The 23,474-nt window shown below is 66.8% G+C and carries 22 protein-coding genes; 13 read left to right on the top strand and 9 right to left on the bottom strand.

Features of this window, described 5'->3' with window-relative positions:
* The first annotated feature begins 30 nt into the window (after positions 1–30).
* The 10 genes from TSB10GB4_RS10715 to TSB10GB4_RS10670 all read left to right on the top strand — a co-directional run bounded on the left by TSB10GB4_RS10715 (position 31) and on the right by TSB10GB4_RS10670 (position 10,395).
* Positions 31–234 (top strand): hypothetical protein, encoded by a 204-nt coding sequence (locus TSB10GB4_RS10715; protein ID WP_186395755.1) that lies wholly within the window; start codon positions 31–33, stop codon positions 232–234.
* 85 nt (positions 235–319) lie between these two features.
* The gene (locus tag TSB10GB4_RS10710) at positions 320–1,231 is read left to right on the top strand and encodes a nitrilase-related carbon-nitrogen hydrolase (RefSeq protein WP_186395754.1); all 912 of its coding nucleotides are present in this window, start codon (positions 320–322) and stop codon (positions 1,229–1,231) included.
* A gap of 5 nt (positions 1,232–1,236) precedes the next feature.
* Positions 1,237–1,641 (top strand): DUF423 domain-containing protein, encoded by a 405-nt coding sequence (locus tag TSB10GB4_RS10705; RefSeq protein ID WP_186395753.1) that lies wholly within the window; start codon positions 1,237–1,239, stop codon positions 1,639–1,641.
* 173 nt (positions 1,642–1,814) lie between these two features.
* Positions 1,815–3,068: a sarcosine oxidase subunit beta family protein gene (locus tag TSB10GB4_RS10700; RefSeq protein ID WP_186395752.1), complete on the top strand. Its 1,254-nt coding sequence runs from the start codon at positions 1,815–1,817 to the stop codon at positions 3,066–3,068.
* Positions 3,069–3,076: 8 nt separating this feature from the next.
* The gene (locus TSB10GB4_RS10695; protein WP_186389520.1) at positions 3,077–3,433 is read left to right on the top strand and encodes a cupin domain-containing protein; all 357 of its coding nucleotides are present in this window, start codon (positions 3,077–3,079) and stop codon (positions 3,431–3,433) included.
* A gap of 10 nt (positions 3,434–3,443) precedes the next feature.
* Positions 3,444–3,749 carry a sarcosine oxidase subunit delta gene (locus TSB10GB4_RS10690; RefSeq protein WP_186395751.1) on the top strand — a complete coding sequence of 102 codons (306 nt, stop codon included), beginning with the start codon at positions 3,444–3,446 and terminating at the stop codon, positions 3,747–3,749.
* Positions 3,746–6,766, top strand: a complete 3,021-nt coding sequence (locus TSB10GB4_RS10685; RefSeq protein WP_186395750.1) for a sarcosine oxidase subunit alpha family protein — start codon at positions 3,746–3,748, stop codon at positions 6,764–6,766. Before TSB10GB4_RS10690 ends, TSB10GB4_RS10685 begins: the two co-directional genes overlap by 4 nt.
* On the top strand, positions 6,759–7,334 hold the full coding sequence (locus TSB10GB4_RS10680; RefSeq protein WP_186389517.1) for a sarcosine oxidase subunit gamma: 576 nt from the start codon (positions 6,759–6,761) through the stop codon (positions 7,332–7,334). Before TSB10GB4_RS10685 ends, TSB10GB4_RS10680 begins: the two co-directional genes overlap by 8 nt.
* 241 nt (positions 7,335–7,575) lie before the next feature.
* Positions 7,576–9,393: a DEAD/DEAH box helicase gene (locus TSB10GB4_RS10675; protein WP_186395863.1), complete on the top strand. Its 1,818-nt coding sequence runs from the start codon at positions 7,576–7,578 to the stop codon at positions 9,391–9,393.
* Between the two features lie 276 nt (positions 9,394–9,669).
* A complete protein-coding gene (locus tag TSB10GB4_RS10670) occupies positions 9,670–10,395 on the top strand; it encodes a carbonic anhydrase (protein WP_186389516.1) in 726 nt (241 codons plus the stop codon).
* A gap of 202 nt (positions 10,396–10,597) precedes the next feature.
* Here the strand turns inward: TSB10GB4_RS10670 and TSB10GB4_RS10665 are convergent, their stop codons facing one another.
* From TSB10GB4_RS10665 to TSB10GB4_RS10645, 5 genes are all read right to left on the bottom strand, one after another.
* On the bottom strand, positions 10,598–11,422 hold the full coding sequence (locus tag TSB10GB4_RS10665; protein WP_186395749.1) for a phosphodiesterase: 825 nt from the start codon (positions 11,420–11,422) through the stop codon (positions 10,598–10,600).
* 77 nt (positions 11,423–11,499) lie between these two features.
* Positions 11,500–12,759: an ABC transporter substrate-binding protein gene (locus TSB10GB4_RS10660; RefSeq protein WP_186395748.1), complete on the bottom strand. Its 1,260-nt coding sequence runs from the start codon at positions 12,757–12,759 to the stop codon at positions 11,500–11,502.
* Between the two features lie 61 nt (positions 12,760–12,820).
* Positions 12,821–13,666, bottom strand: a complete 846-nt coding sequence (locus tag TSB10GB4_RS10655) for a carbohydrate ABC transporter permease (RefSeq protein WP_186395747.1) — start codon at positions 13,664–13,666, stop codon at positions 12,821–12,823.
* Entirely contained in the window at positions 13,666–14,628 is a 963-nt protein-coding gene (locus TSB10GB4_RS10650) for a carbohydrate ABC transporter permease (protein WP_186395746.1), read from the bottom strand. The genes TSB10GB4_RS10655 and TSB10GB4_RS10650 overlap by 1 nt, the downstream gene beginning before the upstream one ends.
* Positions 14,621–15,769, bottom strand: coding sequence for an ABC transporter ATP-binding protein (locus tag TSB10GB4_RS10645; RefSeq protein ID WP_186395745.1), 1,149 nt, complete (start codon positions 15,767–15,769; stop codon positions 14,621–14,623). Before TSB10GB4_RS10645 ends, TSB10GB4_RS10650 begins: the two co-directional genes overlap by 8 nt.
* Before the next feature lie 126 nt (positions 15,770–15,895).
* Between TSB10GB4_RS10645 and TSB10GB4_RS10640 the strand changes: the two genes are divergently transcribed.
* Positions 15,896–16,768, top strand: a complete 873-nt coding sequence (locus tag TSB10GB4_RS10640; RefSeq protein ID WP_305849844.1) for a LysR substrate-binding domain-containing protein — start codon at positions 15,896–15,898, stop codon at positions 16,766–16,768.
* Between the two features lie 16 nt (positions 16,769–16,784).
* On the opposite strand, the gene TSB10GB4_RS10635 is transcribed toward TSB10GB4_RS10640, so the two are convergent.
* Both TSB10GB4_RS10635 and TSB10GB4_RS10630 read right to left on the bottom strand, forming a co-directional pair.
* Positions 16,785–18,845: a M3 family metallopeptidase gene (locus TSB10GB4_RS10635; protein ID WP_186395743.1), complete on the bottom strand. Its 2,061-nt coding sequence runs from the start codon at positions 18,843–18,845 to the stop codon at positions 16,785–16,787.
* Between the two features lie 117 nt (positions 18,846–18,962).
* A complete protein-coding gene (locus TSB10GB4_RS10630; protein WP_186395742.1) occupies positions 18,963–19,892 on the bottom strand; it encodes an AEC family transporter in 930 nt (309 codons plus the stop codon).
* Positions 19,893–20,003: 111 nt separating this feature from the next.
* Here TSB10GB4_RS10630 and TSB10GB4_RS10625 point away from each other — a divergent pair, with 111 nt between their 5' ends.
* The gene (locus TSB10GB4_RS10625; RefSeq protein WP_186395741.1) at positions 20,004–20,336 is read left to right on the top strand and encodes a hypothetical protein; all 333 of its coding nucleotides are present in this window, start codon (positions 20,004–20,006) and stop codon (positions 20,334–20,336) included.
* A 36-nt stretch (positions 20,337–20,372) separates the two neighbouring features.
* Here TSB10GB4_RS10625 and TSB10GB4_RS10620 read toward each other — a convergent pair whose 3' ends face one another.
* Positions 20,373–21,383: an NAD-dependent epimerase/dehydratase family protein gene (locus tag TSB10GB4_RS10620; RefSeq protein ID WP_186395740.1), complete on the bottom strand. Its 1,011-nt coding sequence runs from the start codon at positions 21,381–21,383 to the stop codon at positions 20,373–20,375.
* A gap of 8 nt (positions 21,384–21,391) precedes the next feature.
* On the bottom strand, positions 21,392–22,273 hold the full coding sequence (gene galU, locus TSB10GB4_RS10615; protein WP_186389505.1) for a UTP--glucose-1-phosphate uridylyltransferase GalU: 882 nt from the start codon (positions 22,271–22,273) through the stop codon (positions 21,392–21,394).
* A gap of 287 nt (positions 22,274–22,560) precedes the next feature.
* Here galU and kdsA point away from each other — a divergent pair, with 287 nt between their 5' ends.
* Complete coding sequence (kdsA, locus tag TSB10GB4_RS10610; protein ID WP_186395739.1) at positions 22,561–23,412, top strand: 3-deoxy-8-phosphooctulonate synthase; 852 nt, start codon at positions 22,561–22,563, stop codon at positions 23,410–23,412.
* The last annotated feature ends 62 nt before the right edge of the window (positions 23,413–23,474 follow it).

The raw sequence follows: 23,474 nt of genomic DNA, 5'->3' as shown, positions 1-23,474 counted from the left end.
TGCGCCAGGATGGAATTGCGGGATGGAATCATGTCACCTCGGGCCCAGTTGCGTCATTTGATGGCCGAAGTCGATACTGCTGCCGACAACGCGGAACGGGCTTTGCGGCGCCTGCAGGCACAGGGCGTCACCGCTGTGGTGCCGGAGCGCGCGCCCGCCGTGACCCCGCTGCGCGCGGGTCTCATTCTTGTCAGCCTGCTGATGGCGGCCAAGGTCCTCGTCTCCAACGACTGAGCTTGTGTTCGCCGCCGGCATTTTTGATCGCCGGCGCAAATTGTCGCCTTGATTGTGGCAGTCGATGGGGCCAGCATCCGGCTCCATGAACACGCCTTCCTCTCCCGACACCTTCCGCCTTGCGCTTTGTGCCTTCAATCTCGGCCAGGGCGGTCGCAGCCGCGAGGATTTCCTCGCCGGCATCTCGCAAAGGCTCGCCCGCGCCCATGCCCAGGGCGCCGAGCTCCTTGTACTTCCCGAATATCTGAGCGAAGCCTTTCTCGCCTGGAAGCCGAAAGGCCTGAAACCGACATCGGAACTCGCCTTCATGGCCGGCGAGGCCGAAGCCCTGATGCCCGACCTGAAGGCTCTGGTTGCCGAACACGCGGTCACCCTCGTGGCGGGCTCCATGCCGGCAGCCGATGGTCGGGGCGGCTTCGTCAACCGTGCCGTCGCATTGATCGCCGATGGTCGGAGCATCTCCCACGACAAGCTGGCACTGACGCCTTTCGAACTGGACCGTGAAAGCTGGTATGTCACGCCGGGCGACCAGGTGATCCGCTTCGAGGTCGCCGGCCTGTCGATGATGATGCTGATCTGCCTCGACGTCGAAATGCCGGCGCTCTCCTGCCTGATCGCCCGCGAGGCGCCAGACCTTCTCATCGTGCCCTCAATGACATCGAGCCTCGCCGGCTACAACCGGGTGTTCGGCTGTGCCAAGGCGCGCGCGGTCGAACTCATGTGCTCGGTCGCCGTCTGCGGCGTTGTCGGCGCCTCGCCCGGCACGACCCAGAACGACAGCAACGTTTCGGGCGCCGCGCTCTATGTCCCGTGCGAGCCGTCGCTCGGCTATCGCGGCGTGGTCGCGGAAATCGCTCCTGTTGGCGGCACGCGCGGCGAAGAGCCGTTCCTGGTTGCCGATGTCCCGGTCGCGGCGATCCGGGCCTTGCGCGCGGGCGGCGCCGAGGTCTGGCCGGGCCACTGGTCGGCCGATCACATCACCCTGTCCCGCGAGTGACCGTCATGAGCGCTCCCGATATTTCCGCGCCGTTTCGTGGCGACCGGGCGAATGGCGGTCTCCTGCTGCTGGCCGGCCTTTCCGGCGGATTAGGCGTCGCCCTGTCGGCGATGGCAGCGCATGTGCCGGGCGGCGAACTGCTGTCGAGCGCGGCCAACATGCTGCTGTTCCATGCGCCGGCCTTTCTGGCGCTGGCGGCGCTGCGTGCCACCGGTCCGCACGGCGTTCTTGCGGTCGCAACGCTCGCGCTTGCAGTTGGTCTTGCTCTGTTCGCCGGGGATCTGACCTCGCGGGTGATGCTGGGCGATCGGCTGTTCCCGATGGCGGCGCCGACGGGCGGCAGCTTGATGATCCTCGGCTGGGCGGGCATCCTGCTGGCTGGAGCCGTTCGGCTGGTGAGAAGAGCCTGACCCGCGGTCTTTTGCCACTGTCGCGGATGCGACGCAAAGCCTCGACGGGATGTCGTTTTTCCGCAAGACCGGCCGCCGGATCGGTTGCACAACAGAGCGGATGGCGTGCAGACGTGGCCTGCCGGCGACCGGCATTCCGCCTCCGCATGAGCCGCCACCGGCAAGAGGACCGCATGACACGTTTCTCCTTCTGGGACCTGGCCTTGAAGGCCCTCAACGCCCATCAGGACTGGGGCCACCAATGGCGCAAGCCTGATCCGAAACCGGAGTATGAAGTTGTCATCATCGGGGCCGGCGGTCATGGTCTTGCCACCGCCTATTATCTCGCGAGCGAGCACGGCATCACCAACATCGCCGTGCTGGAAAAGGGCTGGCTCGGCGGTGGCAATACGGGCCGCAACACCACCATCGTGCGCTCCAACTATCTCTGGGAAGAGAGCGAGGCGCTCTACGACCACGCGATGGACCTGTGGCAGGACCTGTCGCAGAAGCTGAACTACAACGTGATGTACTCTGCCCGCGGCGTGATGATGCTCGCCCATACGGTGCATGACATCCAGGTCTTCAAGCGTCACGTCCACGCCAACCGCCTCGCCGGCGTCCAGAACGAGTGGTTGAGCGCGGAGGAGGCCAAGGCGTTCTGCCCGCCGCTCAACATCGGTCGCAACATCCGCTATCCGGTGCTGGGTGCGGCGCTCCAGCGCAAGGGCGGCGTTGCCCGTCACGACGCGGTCGCCTGGGGCTATGCACGCGGCGCCGACCAGCGCGGCGTCGACATCATCCAGAACTGCGCTGTTACCGGCATTCGCCGGCACCCGGATGGTTCGGTCGCCGGGGTCGAGACCTCGCGCGGGTTCATCGGTGCCAAGAAGATCGGCGTCGTTGCCGCCGGCCATACCTCGGTCGTCATGGACATGGCCGGCGTGCGGATGCCGCTGGAATCCAACCCGCTGCAGGCGCTGGTGTCCGAGCCGGTGAAGCCCTGCTTCCCCTGCGTGGTCATGTCCAACACGGTGCACGCCTATATCTCGCAGTCGGACAAGGGCGAGTTGGTGATCGGCGCCGGCACCGACCAGTATGTCTCCTACAGCCAGACCGGCGGATTGCAGATCACCACGCACACGGTCGATGCGATCTGCGAACTGTTCCCGATGTTCCGCCGCATGCGCATGATGCGCAACTGGGGCGGCATCGTCGACGTCACGCCGGATCGCTCGCCGATCATCGGCAAGACCCCGGTGCCCGGCCTTTATGTCAATTGCGGCTGGGGCACCGGCGGGTTCAAGGCGACGCCCGGCTCCGGCCACGTCTTCGCCCACACCATAGCGCGCGACGAGCCGCACCCGATCAACGCCCCCTTCACGCTGGACCGGTTCCGCACCGGCCGGCTCATCGACGAGGCGGCTGCCGCCGCCGTCGCGCATTGAGGCCCGACATGACGCATCAGGCAGTGAATCTTGCCGGGAAGCTCGCTCTGTTCTCCGAACACTGGTCGCCGAAGATCGTCGGCTCGTTCAACGGTCACGACCTCATGGTGGTGAAGGTCAAGGGAGAGTTCACCTGGCATTCGCACCCCGACACCGACGATTTCTTTCAGGTGCTGTCGGGCCGGTTGACCATTCGGATGCGCGACGGCGATGTCACGCTCGGGCCCGGAGAACTGTTTGTCGTGCCCAAGGGCGTCGAGCATTGCCCGGTCGCCGAAGTTGAAACCCACCTGTTGCTGATCGAGCCTTCCGGGACGCCGAACACCGGCGATCCGGAGACCGCGGCACACAAGACCGAGATCTAGGGGCGAGCCGATGCTTCTGATCCACTGCCCCTGCTGCGGCGTCGACCGTCCCGAAATCGAGTTCCGCTATGGCGGCGAGGCGCATATCGCCCGTCCCGTGCAGCCGGCCGATTTCGACGATCGTCAATGGGCCGAGTTTCTCTACATGCGGACCAACCCAAAGGGCGTGATGGCCGAGCGCTGGCGCCACGTCCATGGCTGCGGCCGCTTCTTCAATGCGCTGCGCGACACGGTGAGCGATCGCTTCATCGCCGTCTACAAGACCGGCGAACCACGGCCCGACCTTTCCGCGACCGGCGGGGAGGGCGGAAGATGACCCGTTCCTTCCGCACCTCGAAAGGCGGGCGCATCGACCGCGCCGTGCCAGTGACCTTCACCTTCGACGGCAGGACGCTCACCGGCCGGGCCGGCGATACGCTTGCCTCGGCCCTGCTTGCCAACGGCATCCATCTGGTCGGCCGCTCCTTCAAGTATCACCGCCCGCGCGGCATCCTCACCGCCGGCTCGGAAGAGCCCAATGCGCTGGTCGGGGTCGCGAAATCCGCGGCGGCGGCCGCGGCCGGCCAGAGCGTGCCGAACCTGCGCGCCACCCAGGTCGATATCCACGAGGGGCTGGTGGCGGTCAGCCAGAACCGCTGGCCGTCGCTCGGCTTCGATATCGGCGCGGTCAACGACCGTCTCTCGCCGCTTTTCGTCTCCGGCTTCTACTACAAGACCTTCATGTGGCCGAAGAGCTTCTGGAACCGGGTCTATGAGCCGTTCATCCGGGCGGCTGCCGGCCTCGGCAAGGCGCCGACCGCACCGGATCCGGATCGCTACGCCAACCGCTACGCGCATTGCGATGTCCTCGTCGCCGGCAGCGGCCCGGCGGGCCTTGCCGCCGCGCTCGCCGCTGCCCGCGCCGGCGCGCGGGTGATCCTGGCCGACGAGCAGGCCGAACCGGGCGGCTCGCTGCTGCATGAGGCGGGGGCCGAGATCGAAGGCCAGCCCGCCACCGCATGGGTATCGGCCGTGATGGCCGAACTTGCCGGCAATGACCGGGTCACCCTGCTGCCGCGCACCACCGTCTTCGGCTATTTCAACCAGAACTTCGTCGCCCTTGCCGAGCGCGTCACCGACCATCTCGCCAGTCCCGACCCGTCGCTGCCGCGCGAGCGCCTGTGGCAGGTTCGTGCCCGTCAGGTGGTGCTCGCCACCGGGGCGATCGAGCGACCGCTGGTCTTCCCGGAGAACGACCGTCCAGGGATCATGATGGCCGAAGCCGGCCGCATCTACGCCAACCGCTATGGCGTTCTGCCGGGCCGTGCGATTGCGGTTGCCACCGCCTGCGACAGCGCCTGGCGCGCCGCCTTCGATATCGCAGCGCTCGGCGGCAATGTGGTTGCGATCCTCGACATGCGCGGCGAGGTCGATCCGCTGCTGAAGGAGCGTGCCCGCGCGCTGGCGATCCGGGTGGAAACCGGCTGCACGGTGACCGGCGTCAAGGGATCGAAACGCGTCCAGGTCGTCCTCCTCGGCCGCCTCGTCGGCGAGACAGTGTCGTCCGCCGGCAGTCTCGCCTGCGACTGCCTGCTGATCTCCGGCGGCTGGACGCCCAATGTCAGCCTGCATTCGCAGGCGCGGGGCAAGCTCGACTGGAATCCCGAAAAGGGCGCCTTCCTGCCGGGCGATCCGGTGCAGGCGCAGCGTTCGGCCGGCAGTTGTCGCGGCATCGACGGTCTGGCGCTGGTGCTCGCCGACGGCGCGCGCGCAGGCGCCGAGGCGGCCGAAGCCGCGACCGGAAGCCCGGCGGATGTCCCGACCTTCTCTGCCAGCGGAGGCGACGCGTCGACCGGATGGTGGCTCGGTGCCGTGCCGCATGATCGCAACCCGGCTCGCGTACGCGCCTTTGTCGACTTCCAGAACGACGTCACCGCCAAGGACGTGAAGCTCGCCGTGCGCGAGGGCATGCATTCCATCGAGCACATCAAGCGCTACACCACGACCGGAATGGCGACCGATCAGGGCCGCCTGTCCAACATGAATGCGCTGTCGATCGCCTCCACGGCGCTGGCCAACGAGATCCCGCAGGTCGGTCTCACCACCTTCCGCCAGCCCTACACGCCGGTGACCTTCGGCACGTTGGCGACGACCTCGCGCGGCGATCTGTTCGATCCCGTCCGCCGGACGCCGATCCACGATTGGGCGGCGGCGAAAGGCGCGGCGTTCGAGGACGTCTCGCTGTGGAAACGCGCCTGGTACTTCCCGAAGGGCAGCGAGGACATGCATGCGGCGGTGCTGCGCGAGTGCCGCACCGTGCGCGAGAGCGTCGGCCTCTTCGATGCCTCGACCCTCGGCAAGATCGAGGTGGCCGGACCCGACGCGGCGGAGTTCCTCGAGCGCATCTACACCAATCCGTGGAAGAAGCTCGGCATCGGACGCCTGCGCTACGGGCTGATGCTCAACGAGGCGGGCTTCATCATGGATGACGGCGTCGTCGGCCGCATCAAGGAGGACCGTTTCCACGTCACCACCACGACCGGCGGCGCGCCGCGCGTCCTCGCCCATATGGAGGACTATCTCCAGACCGAATGGGCGGACCTGAAGGTCTGGCTGACCTCCACCACCGAACAGTGGGCGGTGATCGCCGTGCAGGGGCCGAAGGCGCGCGAGGCGATTGCCCCGCTTGTCGACGACATCGACCTTGCCACCGAAGCGATGCCGCACATGTCGGTGCGCGAGGGCCATGTCATGGGGGGCATTCCCTGCCGCCTGTTCCGTATGAGCTTCACCGGCGAGGCCGGCTACGAGATCAACGTGCCGCCGTCTCGCGCGCGCCAGGTCTGGGAGGCGGTTTTCGCCAATGTCGAGCGGCTTGGCGGCTGCGCCTACGGCACCGAGACGATGCACGTCCTGCGCGCCGAGAAGGGCTATATCATCGTCGGCCAGGAGACCGACGGTACGGTGACGCCGGACGATGTCGGCATGGCCTGGGCCATCGGCAAGGCCAAACCCGATTTCGTCGGCAAACGTTCGCTCGCGCGTCCGGATCTCGTCGCGCCGGGCCGCAAGCAGCTCGTCGGTCTGCTGACCAGGGACGGCAGGGCATTGTTGGAAGAGGGCGCCCAGGTCACGGCGGAGGCCGATCCGGCGCCGCGCACGCCCGCGCTCGGCCATGTCACCTCGTCCTACATGTCGGCCGCTGCCGGTCGGCCCATCGCGCTCGCGATGATCGCCAACGGCCGTGCCCGCCACGGCGAGATCCTGCATGTGCCGATGCCGAATGGCGCGATTGCCGTCGAGGTGGTCCCGCCGCTCTTCGTCGATCCGGAAGGAAGCCGGCTCAATGTCTGACACCTTGTTTCATGCGCCCGCCGAGGCCCTTGCTCTGCCGCCGCATGCCGCTGCGGGCACCGCCCTTCACCGCGCCGGTCCGCTGGTCCGCTTCGTGTTCCGGGGCGATTCCGGCGCGGCAGCGAAAGTCGGGGAGGCATTCGGCGTGTCCTTGCCGCAGACTCCGCTTGCGGCCGGCAGGGCAGGCGATCGCGCTGCGCTCTGGCAGGGGCCGGACGAATGGCTTCTGCTCGCCCGTCCGGCCGCCGACGGACCGCAGGCTGTCGATGGGCTCGCCCGCAGTCTTGCCGGCGAGCTTGCCGCCGTGCTCGGCGACACGCCGCACTCGCTGGTCGACGTGTCGGAGCGCAACATCGCGCTGCTGCTGGAAGGGCCGGGTGTTGCCGACCTTCTCAACGCGCATGTCTTCCTCGATCTCGACCCCGTCGCCTTTCCGGTCGGCATGGTGACACGCACGCTCTTCACCAAGGCAGAGATCGTGCTGTGGCGCACCGGCAGCGACAGGTTCGTCCTGGAGTGCTGGCGCAGCTTCGCCCCTTACGTTGAGGGACTGCTGGCGGAGGGGTGATCCGGGTTGCGCTGTTCATGACAACAGGACAGGAACAGCGGCGGCGCCGGCGGCGCCGCCCGTTTTGTTTCGGCCGCGGCACTTGCGCGGCAGCGGCGGTCGTGGTGAATGTGCGGGCCGTCGCCCCTGACCGATGGGAGAGGCCCGTCCACCCCGGGGCGCCGGTGGACGATGATCCCCCAACAATCGCTGCCCAAAGCGCCGACGCTATGATATTCGGCAGTTCGCAAAGATGGTGACCATGACGCCGAATAACGATCCCAACTCCACATCCCCGATCGCCGGGATACATCCGGCCCTTGCGTCCGCTCTGGCCGCGAAGGGGTACAGCCAACTGACGCCGGTCCAGTTGGAGATGACGAACGAAGAGTATGGCGACGCCGACCTTCTTGTCTCGGCGCAGACCGGATCGGGAAAGACGATCGCCTTCGGCATTGCCATCGCGTCGACCCTGCTCGGCAGCGCGACACGCTTTGACGTTGCGGCCGCGCCGCTGGGTCTGATCATCGCGCCGACGCGCGAGCTCGCCATTCAGGTTCAACGGGAACTCGCTTGGCTCTATGCGGCGACGCAGATCAGGATCGCGACCTGCGTCGGCGGCATGGACATCCGCACTGAACGCCGCGCGCTTGAACGGGGCGCCCACCTCGTCGTCGGCACGCCCGGCCGCCTGCGTGATCACATCACGCGGGGTGCGCTGGACCTTGGCGGCATTCGCGCGGTGGTGCTCGACGAAGCCGACGAGATGCTGGACCTCGGATTTCGCGACGACCTGGAATTCATCCTCGGCGCGTCTCCCAAGGACCGCCGGACGCTTCTGTTCTCGGCGACCGTCAGGCGGGGCATTGCCGAACTCGCCAAGACGGTCCAGACCAATGCGGTGCGTGTCGAGACGCTCGCGACCACCGACCAGCATGCCGACATCGACTATCAGGTGATGCTGGTGCGGCGCGACGAGCGCGAGCACGCAATCATCAACACGCTGCTGGAGTCGGACAGCAAGAGCGCCCTGGTGTTCTGCCACACGCGCGAAGCGGTTCGCCACCTCACGGCGCGCCTCGTCAATCGCGGCTTCTCGGTGGTGTCGCTTTCGGGCGAGATGGCACAATCGGAGCGCTCGAACGCGCTCCAGGCCATGCGTGACGGACGCGCGCGCGTCTGCGTTGCGACCGATGTGGCGGCGCGCGGCATCGACCTTCCCAACCTCGACCTCGTGGTCCACGCCGACCTGCCGAGCAAACCGGAGACCCTGCTGCATCGGTCCGGGCGCACCGGGCGCGCCGGCCGAAAGGGCATCTGCGTGCTCATTGTTCCCGAAAACAGGCGTGGGGCAGCGCATCGCGTTCTGACAATGGCGCAGCTCACCGCGACCATGCGTGCGGCTCCCGGCATTGCGGAGATTGAGGCCCGCTACCGCCGGCAGATCCTGGATGCCGCCGTCTCGGCGGCGGAACCCGATGAGCAGGAGGCGGATTTCGTGGCCGAGTTGCTGGAGCGGGTCGGACCGCAGCGTATTGCGGCCGCGTTCCTCCGCCAGAACCTGGCCGCGCATCCGGTTCCGGAGGACCTCCTGCCGCTTCCTGCCGAAGCGCTGCAGAGCCGTGGTCCCGGCAACCGTGTCCGTCGGTCCGGCGAGGACCATGCGCCGACCCGCGAGCCGCGTGGCCCGAGCATGGAGGACGGCGTCTGGTTCACCATCTCGCTCGGGCGCAGGCACCGCGCCGACCCGAAGTTCCTGCTGCCGATGATCTGCAACGCCGGCGGGGTGACAAAACGAGATGTCGGCGCGATCAAGATCGACGAAAGCGAAACCCGTTTCGAGATTTCCGCCGACAAGGCTGGTAGCTACGCTTGGCAGATCCTGCAGCCTGGCAGTCTCGAGAAGGGCATCAGGATCGCGCCTGTCGGCGAGATGCGCGCAGCGCCGAGGCAATCCAAACCGAAATTCAAGCAGGACGGCAAGCCGGCCCGCAAGCACAAGGCTCCGGAGAGGGCCCCGGCAACCGATCGCGGCAAGCCGCCGAAGCACAAGAACCGCAAGCCGAAGCGCCCTCACTGATCGTGAGGGGGCTGGCGGAGGAACAAGGCGCCTTTCCGGGTGAAATGCGTCTTGCGCGCTCCGGCCGAGGGCGCCTGTCGCCAGCACCGATTGTCAGAACCTCATAGCATCAGTTTTCATCTCATTCGTTCTGCAAGGTTTACCCCCCGTTGAGACAGGGCATGTCTAGTTGTAGCCGTGAAACCGGCTGATCGGCGGATGTGTCGAGCATGCGTCTCCATGGCGCGGTCGGGAGGCCGGCACGCCCGTGTCGGCACGCTGGGGGAGGATCCAGAAATGTGCGAGATTGACCATTACGCCCTGTCGCGACGCGGCCTGCTGGGACTTGGGGCAGCGGCGGCGACGACGGCCTTCGCCGGTGGTTTCGCGTTGCCGGGCAGCGCCGCCGCCGAGCAGGCGACGAGCGCACCCAACGACATTTCCCCAGAGGACGCGCTGGCGCGGCTGGTCGAGGGCAATTCGCGCTATGTCGCCAACGCCGGATGCAACGGCGACTTCTCGGTCGGCCGCGCCGCGCGTGCCGGAGCTCAGTACCCCTTCGCCGGAATTCTCTCCTGCGCCGATTCGCGCGTCGCCCCCGAACTTCTCTTCGATCAGGGGCCGGGCGAACTGTTCGTGATGCGGGTTGCCGGCAACTTTGTGGACATCAGCGGGCTTGCCAGCATCGAGTACGGCGTTGCCGTGCTCGGCATCCCGCTTCTCGTGGTCATGGGCCATACCAACTGCGGCGCCGTGTCTGCGACCATCCGCGTGGTGGAAGAGGGCACGGAACTGCCGGGTCACCTGCCGGAACTCGTCGGCATGCTGAAGCCGGGCGTCGAGGCGGCGCTCGCCGACAAGCCCGCCGATCCGCTCGCCGCCGCGACCCGTGCCAATGTTCTGCACAATGTCGAAAAACTGAAGGCCGCCGGCCCGATCGTTGCCGAGGCCGTTGCCGGCGGCAAGGTGCGCGTTGTCGGTGCGCTCTACGATATCGCCACCGGCAAGGTCGAGGTCATCTGACCTTTGCAACGGCGGTGCGGAGACCTTCCGCGCCGTCGATCTTCGCTCACGCCGCTGGGGCTCAGGCAAAGCCGCTCTTCGCCAAGATGGAGATCGTGCTCCGGCGCGACGGCGACCGCGTCCGCCATATGGGAGTGGGCGAATTTTCCACCCTATTTGGAAGGCTTTCTCGCCGGATCGCAACGCCAGCCTTGCACCGAGATCATCGCACCATCGTCTCCCGGTTCCACGCCGCGTAATCCGGATTGCCCTCCGTGCGCACGGGGCCGTCATAGCCGAACTCGACCATGTGTACGCAGACATGATCGGCTGCGATGAACGCGACTCCGTAGCTCGCCGGCAGGTCCGAACTGGACAAGAGTTCGCGTTCGCGGAACAGCGCGATGCCGGCATGGTTCGTGCCGCGCAGCGAGGTTGTCGGCACGCCGGCGGTCGAGCCGGCCAGCGGCAGATGGCAATGCCCGAAGAAGATGTGCCGGATCCGGTCGCGGTGGCGGGCGACGGCGTCGCGGAATGCCCTCCCGTCGGCAAGGCCGATCCTGTCGAGCGGCGCGAGATGGGTCGGGAACGGATTGTGGTGCATGAACAGGAAGAACGGGCCGTCATGTTCGCGAAGCCGGGCCTCGAGCCAGGCCAGCCGGGCTTCGCAATAGTGCCCGGAATGGGTCTGCGGTTCCCAGGTGTCGAGCATTAGGCAGCGCCCCGCCGAGACGTCGCGCACGCTCTGCACGAAGCCGTTCGGGTCGGCGAGTTCGGGAAATATGTCGAGAAATGTCGGGCGGTCGTCGTGGTTGCCGATGCACAGCGCGATGGGGAGGGGCAGGTTGGCGAGCCGGTCGCGCAGGCGTTCATAGTCCGCCCGGTCGCCCCAGTCGGAAAGGTCTCCGGTGATCACCAGCAGTTCGGCATCGCCATGGTCGGCCAGCGCATGGCCGAGGGCGCGCTCGAAACTGGCGTTCGGGTCACGGCCCTGGATCGTGTGCCCCGGCGTGGTCAGATGGATATCGCTGAAATGGAGGATCTTCATCTTGTCTGGCTTGGTCTTGAGGGGCCGGATCGGCGCAGGCACGCCAGGCGTATGGCCCGGCGTGCCTGCTGTCGGAGTTACTTCCTCGGCAGCAGCTTCTGCACGTCGGCGGTCATGTCGGCGAGCACCGCATCGGGCTCCTGCGCCCGTGCGCCGGTGATGATCGAGTTCAGGTGATCCTTGATCACGTCGGTGATCTTGAGCCCGTTCTCGCCAGGGAAGGCGTACCACTTGGTCAGCAGGGCGACCTGGCTGACAGCGGTGTAGTTGTTCGGATTGTCCGTATAGAAGTCCTTGAGGTAGACGTCGTTCGCCTTCTTGTTGGGCGGCATGTAACCAGTCGTCCGCGCCATGATGGCCGCGCCTTCGGCGCCGTGCCAGAACTTCATCACCTCCCAAGCAGCCTTCTGCTTTTCGGCGTCTTTGGTCAGGATGATGCCGACATTGCCGCCCGCCGGCAGACGGCCCGTGCCCGGCACCACGTCGGGGAAGGTGAAGGTCTTCAGGTCGAACTTGCCGTCGACCATCGAGGTGACCTTGGCGAGGTCGGAGGTCGAAGTGAAGTGTAGGCCGGTCTTGCCGGCGGCGAAGGCGCTGCGCATGTCGGGCTGGGTGAGGTTCGGCATGCCGGCCTCGGTCACCAGGCCGGCGATCATGTTGATCGCGAAACGGCCTGCCTCTCCGTCGAAGGCGACCTTGCTCTCGTCCTCGCCCAGCATCGTGCCGCCACGGGCGAAGACCGGGGCCTGCCACAGCCAGTTGCCGGTAATGTCCCAGGCGTAGGTGACGCCGTTGATGTCGTCGCCAACCGACTTGATCTTGCGCGCGAGGTCAATCACCTCGGCCCAGGTGGTCGGCAGCAGCTCCGGATCGGCGCCGGCGGCACGCACAAGGTCGAGATTGACATACATGATCGGCAGCGAGATCGCGAAGGGCAGCGCGTAGACTTGGCCGTTCTGTGTGCCGATATCGTACATCGCCTTGTGGAAGCCGTCGGTCTCCAGCTCCAGATCGGCGGCGATGAAACCGTCGAGCGGCTGCGCGATGCCGCGATCGACGAAGATGCGGACGCGGTTCAGGCCCTGGAAGGTGATGTCCGGCATCTGGCCGGTGATCGCCTCGCGCAGCACCTTCTGCGTGCCTTCCTCGTAGGATTCGTAGGGCGCGCGGAACGTCACCTTGATGTCGGGATTGGTCTTCTCGAAGGCCTCCCGGATCTGCTCGTGTGTGGTGTTGAAGAGCTCGCCATAGGGGTACTGGATGACGATCTCGGTCTGGGCGGCGGCCGGGAGGACGGCAAGCGTCATCGCGGCCGAAAGCAGGACGTGCTTCAGCATGTGGATCTCCATACGAGGCTGCGGTAGAGGTCCGGCGGACGTTGACCGTCCGTTCTCGGGGTTATTTCATGCCCGTGAAGGTGATGCCTTCGATGAAGCGGCGCTGCGCGAACAGGAAGGCGATAACCAGTGGGGCGATGATGATCGTGGCCGCCGCCATCAGCGGACCGTAGTCGGTGCCGGCTTCCTCGTTGCGGAAGGCGGCGACGCCAAGCGGCGGGGTGAACAGGTGCGGCGAGTTGATGGCGACGAGCGGCCAGAAATAGTCGTTCCAGTGCGAGACCACGGAGAAGATGCCGAAGGCGGTGACGGCAGGGATCGCGGTCGGCAGCATGACGCGCCAGACGATGCCGAACTCCGATATGCCGTCCATCCGGGCAGCGTCGACCAGGTCGTCCGGAACGCTCATGAAGAACTGGCGCATCAGGAAGATGCCGAAGGCGGAGATCGTGAAGGGCACCACCAGTGCGGCATAGCTGTCGAGCAGGCCGAGCTGGTGGAACAGCAGGAACAGCGGCACAGCGGTTGCCTGTTGCGGGACGAGGATCGCGAACAGGACGAGGGCAAAGGCCGTCTGGCGTCCGATGAAGCGCAGCTTGGCCAGGGCATAGGCCGCCGGCAGGTTGACGACCACCTGCAGGGCGAAGATCGCCAGCGTCACGATCGCGCCATTGGCCAGGAAGCGCAGCAGCGGTGCGCGCTCGAAGGCGGCGCTGTAGTTCTCGACCGCGGCGAGGCGCTCCGGCCACCAGCGGATTTCCGAGAGGAAGATTTCGCCGGCCGGCTTGAGCGACGTCGAGATCATCCAGGCGAAGGGCAGCAGGGTCAGCGCGGCGAGCGCCAGCAGCGCGGCGTGGCGGGCAAGGCCGGGCAGGGCGGCGGCCAGCGAGGAGAGTGGCGGGCGCATCAGTAGTGGACCCTCTTTTCGATCACCCGCGTCTTGATCAGCGTGAGCAGCAGGACGAAGGCGAGGAACACCACCGCGATCGCTGCGGCGAGGCCCGAGCGGAAGAACTCGAAGCCCTCGGTGTACATCGAATAGAGCAGCACCTCGGAGGCCTTGCTTGGGCCGCCCTTGGTCAGCACATGCACCGTGTCGAAGACCTGGAACGAGCGGATCGCCGAGATCAGCACCACGAACATGGTGACCGGTCCGAGCAGGGGCCACGTGACCAAGCGGAACCGCGACCAGGCGGAGCGGGCGCCGTCGAGTTCCGCCGCCTCGTAGAGATGGCGCGGAATGGACACCAGCCCGGCGAGAAACAGCACCATGTTGAAGCCGAACATCTGCCACACGCCGATCGCCGCGAGCGTCGGCAGGGCGAGCGCCGGTTCGCTCAGAAACGCGTGGGTCGGCAGGCCGAACGCGGCGAGCATCAGATTGATGAGGCCGAACTGCGGATGCAGCATGAACTCGAACGAGATCGCCATCGCGATCAGCGTCGCCATCACCGGCACGAAGAACACCGCCCTGTAGAGGCTGCGCAGGCTGCGGCCGGACTCGATCAACAGGGCCACGGCGAGGCCGAGCCCGACGGAGGCGGGCACCACGATCGCCACATAGGCGAGCGTGTTGCCGAGCGCCTTCCAGAATACGCGGTCATCTAGCAGGGCGGCATAGTTTTCAAACCCGATGAAGGAAAAGCCGGAGGCGCCGAGTTGGTAGTCCGTCAGCGACATCAGCAGCACGGCGGCGACCGGCCCGAGTACCAGGAGCACCATGAGCACGCCGGCGGGCAGCAGAAGCGCCGTTGCAACGAGTTGGTGCGGGGACCGCGCGGCCGTGGCGGCCGCCTCGTTCTTCCGCGCCGACCGGCCCAAGGGCGCGGCGACGCCATCGCGGGCAAGGGGCAGGCTCGCGTCAGACATGGGCAGCCACTCCAACGCGCGGGGCAATCCGGCGGCCATCGGCGGCGAACAGGCGCGCGGCGGCCGGTACGAAGTCGAGCCCGACCGTGTCGCCGAGGCGTGTCCGACGCGCCTCGGCCTGGCTGAGCCGCACCACGACCGGAGCCTCGCACCCCTCGACCGCGAGATGAACGAACACGTCCGCGCCGAGATTTTCCGTATGGGCGAGGCGGCCCCGCAATCCGGCGTCGTCCGGCGCGCGCAAGGCGATCGCTTCAGGCCGGATGCCCAGACTGACACCCGAGCCCGGCGCCGCTGTCGCGGCGCAGCCGGTGTCGCGGCCACCAAGCCGGACGGTCCCGGCGTCGTCGACCGTGCCGTTCAGGACATTGATCTTCGGGCTGCCGATGAACTCCGCCACGCGCAGGCAAGCCGGCTCGTCGTAGATCTGGTCCGGCGTCCCGACCTGCAGGATCTCGCCCTCGGCCATGACCGCGATCCTGTCGGACATGGTCATCGCCTCGGCCTGGTCATGCGTCACGTAGATGAAGGTGGCGCCCAGCGCCCGGTGCAGTTGGGCGATTTCCGTGCGCATGTGCACGCGCAGCTTGGCGTCGAGATTGGACAGCGGCTCGTCGAGCAGGAAGGCGCGCGGCTGGCGCACCATCGCCCGCCCGACCGCCACGCGCTGGCGCTGGCCGCCGGAAAGCTGGCCGGGCTTGCGCCGCATCAGCGCGCCGAGGCCGAGCTGTTCGGCTGTGCGCGCCACCTCCGCGCGGATCTCCCGCTCCACCGCGTGTGTCCCTGGCACCGCGTGGCGGATCAGCGGCATGCGCTGCAGCGTCGACAGCCGACGCATGCGCAACGGCACGGCGATGTTGTCCGCCACACTCAGATGCGGATACAGCGCATAGGACTGGAACACCATGGAGAGGTTGCGCTCCGATGGTCGCACGGCGTCGACCACGTCGTCGCCGATCCGCACATGCCCCGAGTTCTGGCGCTCCAACCCGGCGATGATGCGCAGCAGCGTGGACTTCCCGCAGCCTGACGGTCCGAGCAGCGACAGGAACGATCCGTCCTCTATCGTCAGGTCGATCCCTTTCAGGATCTCCGTCCGCTCGTAGCTTTTCCGGATGCCCTCTAGCGTTACGCTTGCCATTGGATCGGCCTCACTGTTTGTCCCTTGCGGACACTGCCTAGCAAGTCGGGTTGACAGTCACATAACCGGAAATAAGCCCTGCTAATGATACGGCGGAGTCCCATCCACCCGGCAGGAGAAACGCCCGTGAAACCCGGTCTGGCCCAGCTCGAGGCGTTTACCGTAGCGGCGCGCGAGCGCGGATTTTCCCGCGCGGCGACGGTGCTCGGCATCACCCAGTCGGCGGTGACGCAGCATGTCGCCAAACTCGAGCGGTTGATGGGGGTGCCCTTGTTCGTGCGCCGTCGCGGAGGGCTCGAGCTGACGCGCCCCGGACAGGACCTGTTCGAGCTCACCGACCGGGTCTTCACCCTGACCCAGCTTGTCGGTGAACGCCTGCAGGCCTACGGGGCCATCGAATCGGGGCATCTGCGGGTCATCGCCAATGCGCCGCGCCCCGTTCTGCCGCTGATCGCCGCCTTCAACCGCCGCTATCCCGGCGTCCGGGTGGCCTTCTCGTTACACAGTTGGTCGGTGGCGATGCAGCGCTTGCGCGGGCGCGATGTCGACATCGCGGTCGTGACCGAGCCCGAGCACGTCGAGGGCATGTACGAGCTTGAGCTGGAGCGCGCCTGTTTCATGGCCTATCTGCGCGGCGAGCATCCGCTCGCCCGCCAGAAGACCCTGTCGCTACGCGATCTCGCGCAGGAATGCGTCGTGCTGCCCGAGGGCGGCTCTCTCACGCGGCGCGCGGTGTCGCAGGCCCTTGCCAGGAACGGCCTTGCGCTCGACCGCGTGATGGAGATGACGAGCTATCCGGTGGTCAAGGAGGCCGTTCTGCACGGCGTCGGCGTCGGCCTGCTGCTCGGCGCGAGCTTCTTCCCGTCGCGCCAGCTTGTCGTGCGGCCGATCGCCGAGATGCCGGAGGCCTACCGGACGGTGCTTGTCACCCCTGCTGACAAGCGCGCGCTCCGGATCGTGCGCGCCTTCATCGACGTCGCAGAAGAAAGTGTCGGCTGATGCCTGCCGCCCGGTCTCAGGCGAAGCCGCGCTTCTTGAGCAGCGGCCCGGCATCGGGCAGGGCGCCGCGGAAGGCGACATAGGCGTCCTTCGGGTCCTGCCGGCCACCGGCGGAATAGATCGCCTCGCGCAGCCGCCGGGCGAGGTCCGCGTTGAAGATGTCGCCGGTTTCCTCGAAGGCGGTGAAGGCGTCCGCGTCCATCACTTCCGACCACATGTAGCTGTAATAGCCTGCCGAATAGCCATCGCCCGAGAACACATGGGCGAAATGGGTCGGCCGGTGGCGCATGGTGATTTCCGCCGGCATGCCGATACGGCTGAGCGTTTCATGTTCCAGCGCCTCGATATCGGCCTCGCCGTCCGCCTGGCGAGTGTGGACGTCGAGGTCGAAGAGCGCGGAGGAGAGATACTCGACCGTCGCGAATCCCTGGTTGAAGTTGCGCGCCGCCAGAACCCGCTCCATCAGGTCTGCCGGCATCGGTTCGCCGGTCTCCACATGCACGGCGAAGCGCGACAGCACTTCCGGCTCGGACAGCCAGTGCTCGTAGAGCTGCGAGGGCAGTTCGACGAAGTCGCGCGCCACGGACGTGCCGGAGATCACCGGATAGGTCACGTCGGAGAGCAGCCCGTGCAGGGCATGGCCGAATTCGTGGAACAGCGTGCGCGCATCGTCAAAGGTCAGCAGCGTCGGCTGCCCCTTGGGCGCCTTGGCGAAGTTCATCACGTTGACGATGATCGGACGGATGTCGGCCGCCAGCTTCTCCTGCCGGCGATAGGCACTCATCCAGGCGCCGCTGCGCTTGGTCGAGCGGTTGAAATAGTCGCCGAGAAACAGGCCGACATGACCGCCATCGGCATCCAGCACCTCGAAGGCGCGCACATCCGGGTGATAGAGCTTCAGCCCGTCGACCTCTCGAAAGGTCAGACCGAACAGGCGCCCGGCGGTGTGGAACGCCGCCTCGATCATCTTCTCCAACTGGAAATACGGCTTCAGCTCTGCCTCATCGAGCGCATGGTCGCGCAGGCGCAGCTTCTCCGCGTAGAAGCGCCAGTCCCAGGGGGCAATGGCGATATTGTCCCCCGTCTCGGCGGCGAGCCGCTGCAGAGCCTCCGCTTCCTTGCGGGCCTGCGCCACCGCCGGGCTCCAGACAGTCTCCAGCAGGTCGCGAACCGCATCCGGTGTGCCGGCCATCGTGTCGTCCAGCTTGTACGCGGCGAAGCTGTCGAAGCCGAGCAGCCTGGCTCGCTCCTCGCGCAGCCTCAGGATCTCGGCGATGACCGCGCGATTGTCCGTGTCGCCGCCGGTCTCGCCGCGCGAGATCCAGGCCTTGAACGCGGTCTCGCGCAGGTCGCGCCGCGTCGAGAACTGCAGGAACGGCTCGATCAGCGAACGCGACAGGGTGATGACATGCTTGCCCGGGTGACCGCGCTCGCTCGCCGCCTCGGCCGCCGCCTGGCGCAGGAAGCCGGGCAGGCCGGCGAGATCGTCCTCGCTCTCCAGCAGAAGGTGATATCCCGCCTCATCGGCCAGCACGTTCTGGGAGAACCGCGTCCCCAGCACGGCGAGCCGCTGCGAGATCTCGGCCATGCGCTGGCGTCCGGCCTCATCGAGGGCCGCGCCGGCGCGGGTGAACATGCGATGGTAGCGTTCCAGGACGCGCGCCTGTTCCTCGTTGAGAGCAAGACTGTCGCGCGCCTCCCACAGCGCCGCGACGCGGGCATAGAGTGCCTGGTTCAGCAGCGTCTCGCTGGAATGGCGCGCAAGCTTCGGCGCAATATCGCGCTCGATCCGCTGCAACTCGTCGGACGTATGGCTGCCCGCAAGGTTGAAGAACACGGAAGCAACCCGTGTCAAGTCGCGGCCCGAGAGCTCCATTGCTTCGATCGTATTGGCAAAGCTCGCGGCCTGCGGGTCGGCGGCAATCCCGTCGATCGATTGCCGCGCCAGCTTCAATGCCGCCCCGAAGGCCGCCTCGTAGTGCCAGGGCTCGATTTCGCCGAAGGGCGGCAGCCCGAAGGGCGCGGTCCATTCGGCAAGCAACGGATTGCGGTCGGCGACTGCGGCAGCGTCGGTCATGGGGTCCTGAAAGATCTCACGAGGAAGGAAGCGGGCCAATTCCCGAGAATCCGGCCCTGTCGCGGACAATATGGGACGGCGAGGCGCTTCTGTCAGCCCCCGTGGAGCGGCCTTTGCTCACAATCCCGCCCACATCAAAGCGAGGGACACGGTGACCACGCCGGCTGTGGTCGACAACAGGATCGCCGCCGACAGTTGCTGGATGAAGATGCCATAGCGCTCGGCAACGACGAAGACATTGCCGGCGATCGGCAGCGATGCAACCACCACCAGCACCGCCGTGCGCGCCGCATCCAGGCCAAACAGTGTCGCAGCGGTAAGGACGGCGAGCGGATGCACAAACAGCTTCATCACGATCATCAGCGAGATCGCCCGTGCCTCGCCCTCGACCCGCCGTGCGGCAAGCTGCACCCCAAGCGAGAAAAGGGCGGTGGCGCCGGCTGCATCCCCAAGGAAGTTGAGCAGGTTCTCTCCCGCCTGCGGCAGTTTCCCTCCCGCCAGCGACAGGAGCGTGCCGCCGACGATGGCGAGCACGAACGGGTTGAAGATCACGCCTTTCGCCACGGTGACGACCAGCCGCCAGCTCGCGCCCTTGCCGGAGGACCATTCCAGCAGCCCGATGCAGAGCGGAATGAAGATCGTCAGGTCCAATACCAGAACGACGGCCATGGGCGCCGCCGCCCGGTCACCGAAGGCTGCGAGCATCAAGGGCAGTCCGAGAAACCCGATATTACCGATTGTCGCCGCCTGGCCGCTGACGGCCATTTCAGCGAGGCCACCTCCGCACAGGATGCGCATGGCCAGCATGGCGAGGCCGAAGGTTACGGCTCCGGCCAGGATCCACACCGGCACCATCGGCCCGGTCAGTGCCGCGATGATGTCCTGCCCCGCCAGCGCTCGGATCACCAGCGCCGGCATCGCGAAGTTGAACACGAAGACATTCAGGCTGCGCACCGCTCCGTCCGGCATCCAGCCTCGCTTCGCGGCGAAGAACCCGAAGGCAATGACAGCGAAGAACGGGCCGGTGATCGAGAGCGTCAGGAGCATGGCATTGCAATCCTTGGTTGAAATGACAGTGGCGGCTTTGGCGCGCCTGGCTCGAATGCGAGGGAATGGACTCAGGATTCGTTAAGAGGGGACGGGGATACTGTGCAGATCATGTCTGCCCTGTCCATCTCCCTTTCAGGCCTACAGGCCGCCGGTCAGCGCTTCGAGGCGTCCGCCCGCCGCATCGTTGCGGCCGGAGCCGAAGCGGGCAATGCGTTGCTCGCCGCGAGCGGTCGGGAGACGACGGACGGACAGAGCGCGGACGGCGACCAGTCGCCTGCCACCGGAGCGCCGGCCATTGGTTTCTCGCCGGATATGGCGGGGGCCATCGTCGACATGATGCAGGCGGAAAATGCCTTCAAGGCCAATGCGCGCGTCGCCGGCCGCATCAGCGACATGCAGAAGGCCTATCTCGACATGTTGGGCAATCGGTCCACGCGCTGATCGACGCCGGCTTCTGCAGCCGGCCGCCTGCAGGCCTCAGACCTTATAGAAATCCCGATACCACTCGACGAAGGCACGCACGCCGTCCTCCACCGAGGTGCGGGGGCGGAAGCCCGTCGCCTGGGTCAGGTCTTCGACATCCGCCCAGGTGGCCAGAACGTCGCCCGGCTGAAGCGGCATCATGTTGCGGACCGCCGTGACGCCGCAGGCCGCCTCGATGGCATCGACATAGCGCAGCAGCTTCACCGGCTCGGAATTGCCGATATTGTGGATCCGATAGGGGGCGGAGCTGGTCGCCGGGTCGGCGGCGGCCGCGTCCCAGTCCTCGTTGACCGCCGGCGGCCGGTCGGCGATGCGCACGATGCCCTCGACAATGTCGTCGACATAGGTGAAGTCGCGCAGCATCTCGCCATTGTTGTAGATGTCGATCGGCTGGCCCGACAGGATCGCCCGGGTAAACTTGTAGAGCGCCATGTCCGGCCGCGCCCAGGGGCCGTAGACGGTGAAGAAGCGCAGGCCGGTGAGCGGAATGCGGAAGAGGTGGGCGTAGCTGTGCGCCATCGCCTCGTTCGCCTTCTTCGTCGCCGCATAGAGCGAGATCGGATGATTGCCGCCGCGATGCGGCGACAGCGGCATCGTCTCGTCCAATCCATAGATCGAGGAGGTGGAGGCGAAGACCACATGGTCGACGGTGTGGGCGCGCGCCGCCTCCAGCACCGTCAGGAAACCGGTGACATTGGCATCCACATAGGCCTGCGGCGCTTCCAGCGAGTAGCGCACGCCCGGCTGCGCCGCGAGATGAATGATCCGTTGCGGCGCGTGCTCGGCCATCAGCGCCATCACCGCCGGGCGGTCCTCCAGCGAGATCCTTGCCTCGATGAAGTTCGGATGCTGGCGCAGGATCTTCACCCGCGCTTCCTTCAGCGCGGGATCGTAATAGGGGCTGACGCAGTCGAGACCGATCACCTGCCATCCGTCGGCGAGCAGGCGGTTTGCCAGGTGAAATCCGATGAACCCGGCCGAGCCCGTGACGAGGATCTTGCGCATCGATGTCCTCAGGCGTCGAGCAGCGAGCGCAGCAGCGGCCGCAGCTCGCGGGCGAGCTCCTCATCCTCCAGCGCGAAGGCGATGTTGGCGGCAAGGAAGCCGGACTTGGAGCCGCAGTCGTAGGTCTCGCCCTCGAAGCGCAGGCCGGTGAAGGGCTGCATGCCCATCAGCGAGATCATCGCGTCGGTGAGCTGGATCTCGCCGCCGGCGCCGGTCTCCTGGCTGCCGAGCAGTTGGAAGATCTCCGGCTGCAGGATGTAGCGACCGTTGATGAACAGGTTGGTCGGCGCCGTGCCCGGCGCCGGCTTTTCGACCATGCCGGTGATGGTGAAGGTCCGCGCGCTCGCATCGCCGTCGACCTCGACGATGCCGTAGTTCTGGGTCTGGTCCTCCGGTACGGCCTCGACCGAGATGACGTTGCCGCCGGACGCATTGTAGATCTCCACCATCTGCGACAGGCAGCCCGGCTCGGATTTCATCAGCATGTCCGGCAGCAGGATCGCGAAGGGCTCGTTGCCGATGATGTCGCGGGCGCACCAGATGGCATGGCCGAGGCCCAGCGGCTCCTGCTGGCGGGTGAAGCTGGTGGTGCCGGGGGCCGGGCGGATCGCCTCGAGCAGCTTCAGCGCCGCCTGCTTGGAGCGGGCGCGCAGCGTGTCCTCCAGCTCGTAGGCGATGTCGAAATGGTCCTCGATCACGTGCTTGTTGCGCCCGGTGACGAAGACGATGTGCTCGATGCCGGCATTGCGCGCCTCGTCGACCACATACTGGATGATCGGCCGGTCGACGATGGTCAGCATCTCCTTCGGCAGGGCCTTCGTCGCGGGCAGGAAACGGGTGCCGAGGCCAGCCACCGGAAGGACTGCCTTGCGGATCTTCTTGTTCTGCATGAAACGCATTTTCCGTGTCTGGTGGAATCGGGAGGCGGCACGGGCCGCAAGGTAACCTGAAAGGATGACGGAACCAAGTTGGCGAAAAGAATGTCGGCGCAACGACTTCGCGCCAATCCGCGCAAGCTTTGTCCCAGGATTGGGGCAAGGATTGGGCAAGGGAACGACCGCCCCGGACCGCCGAGGCGCTTGCGCGCGCGCGCCATGCGGACTACTGACGGGCGGAACGCGCCAGCGGGCGGGCGGCCCATGAGTTGGGGCTGGCCCAGCAGGAGAGACGAGCTGCCATGACCGAGACATGCAATCGAACCGTGACCGTCGGGAACGTCGCCTTCTCGCAGGACGCGCCGCTGTCGCTGATCGCCGGCCCCTGCCAGATGGAGAGCCGGGCGCATGTGCTGGAATGCGCCGCCGCGGTGAAGGAAATCGCCGACAGCCTCGGCATTTCCGTCGTCTTCAAGGCCTCCTTCGACAAGGCCAACCGCACCTCCATCGCCGCCTCGCGCGGCGTCGGCCTCAACGAGGCGCTGCCGGTCTTTGCCGAAATCCGCGAGACGTATGGCATGCCGGTGCTGACCGACATCCACTCCGCCGACCAGTGCGCCCCGGTGGCCGAGGTCGTCGACGTGCTGCAGATCCCCGCCTTCCTCTGCCGCCAGACCGACCTCCTGGTCGCCGCCGCCAAGACCGGCGCGATCATCAACGTCAAGAAGGGCCAGTTCCTCGCCCCCTGGGACATGAAGAACGTCCTCGCCAAGATCGTCGAGACCGGCAATCCCAACGTGCTCCTGACCGAGCGCGGCGCCTCCTTCGGCTACAACACCCTGGTGTCCGACATGCGCGCGCTGCCGATCATGGCGCAGACCGGCGCGCCGGTCGTCTTCGACGCGACCCATTCGGTGCAGCAGCCGGGCGGGCAGGGCACCTCCTCGGGCGGCGAGCGCCACATGGTGGCGGTGCTGGCGCGCGCGGCCGTTGCCGTCGGCGTTGCCGGCGTCTTCATCGAGACCCACCCGGACCCGGACAACACCATCTCCTCCGACGGGCCGAACATGATCGCGCTCAAGGACCTGAAGGATCTGCTCGCCGACCTGATGGCCTTCGACCGCATCGCCAAGTCGCGCCCGCGCGGCATCTGACACGGCCTTTTCCTTGTCGCCCGGCTCGGCTAGGAACAGCCGGACGGCGGCAGGTCCAACCA

It is taken from the genome of Stappia sp. TSB10GB4 (genome assembly GCF_900185745.1).
Classification (GTDB): domain Bacteria; phylum Pseudomonadota; class Alphaproteobacteria; order Rhizobiales; family Stappiaceae; genus Stappia.
The sequence above is the reverse complement of the archived record's forward strand: the minus strand, read 5'-3'. Positions and strand labels throughout refer to the sequence as shown.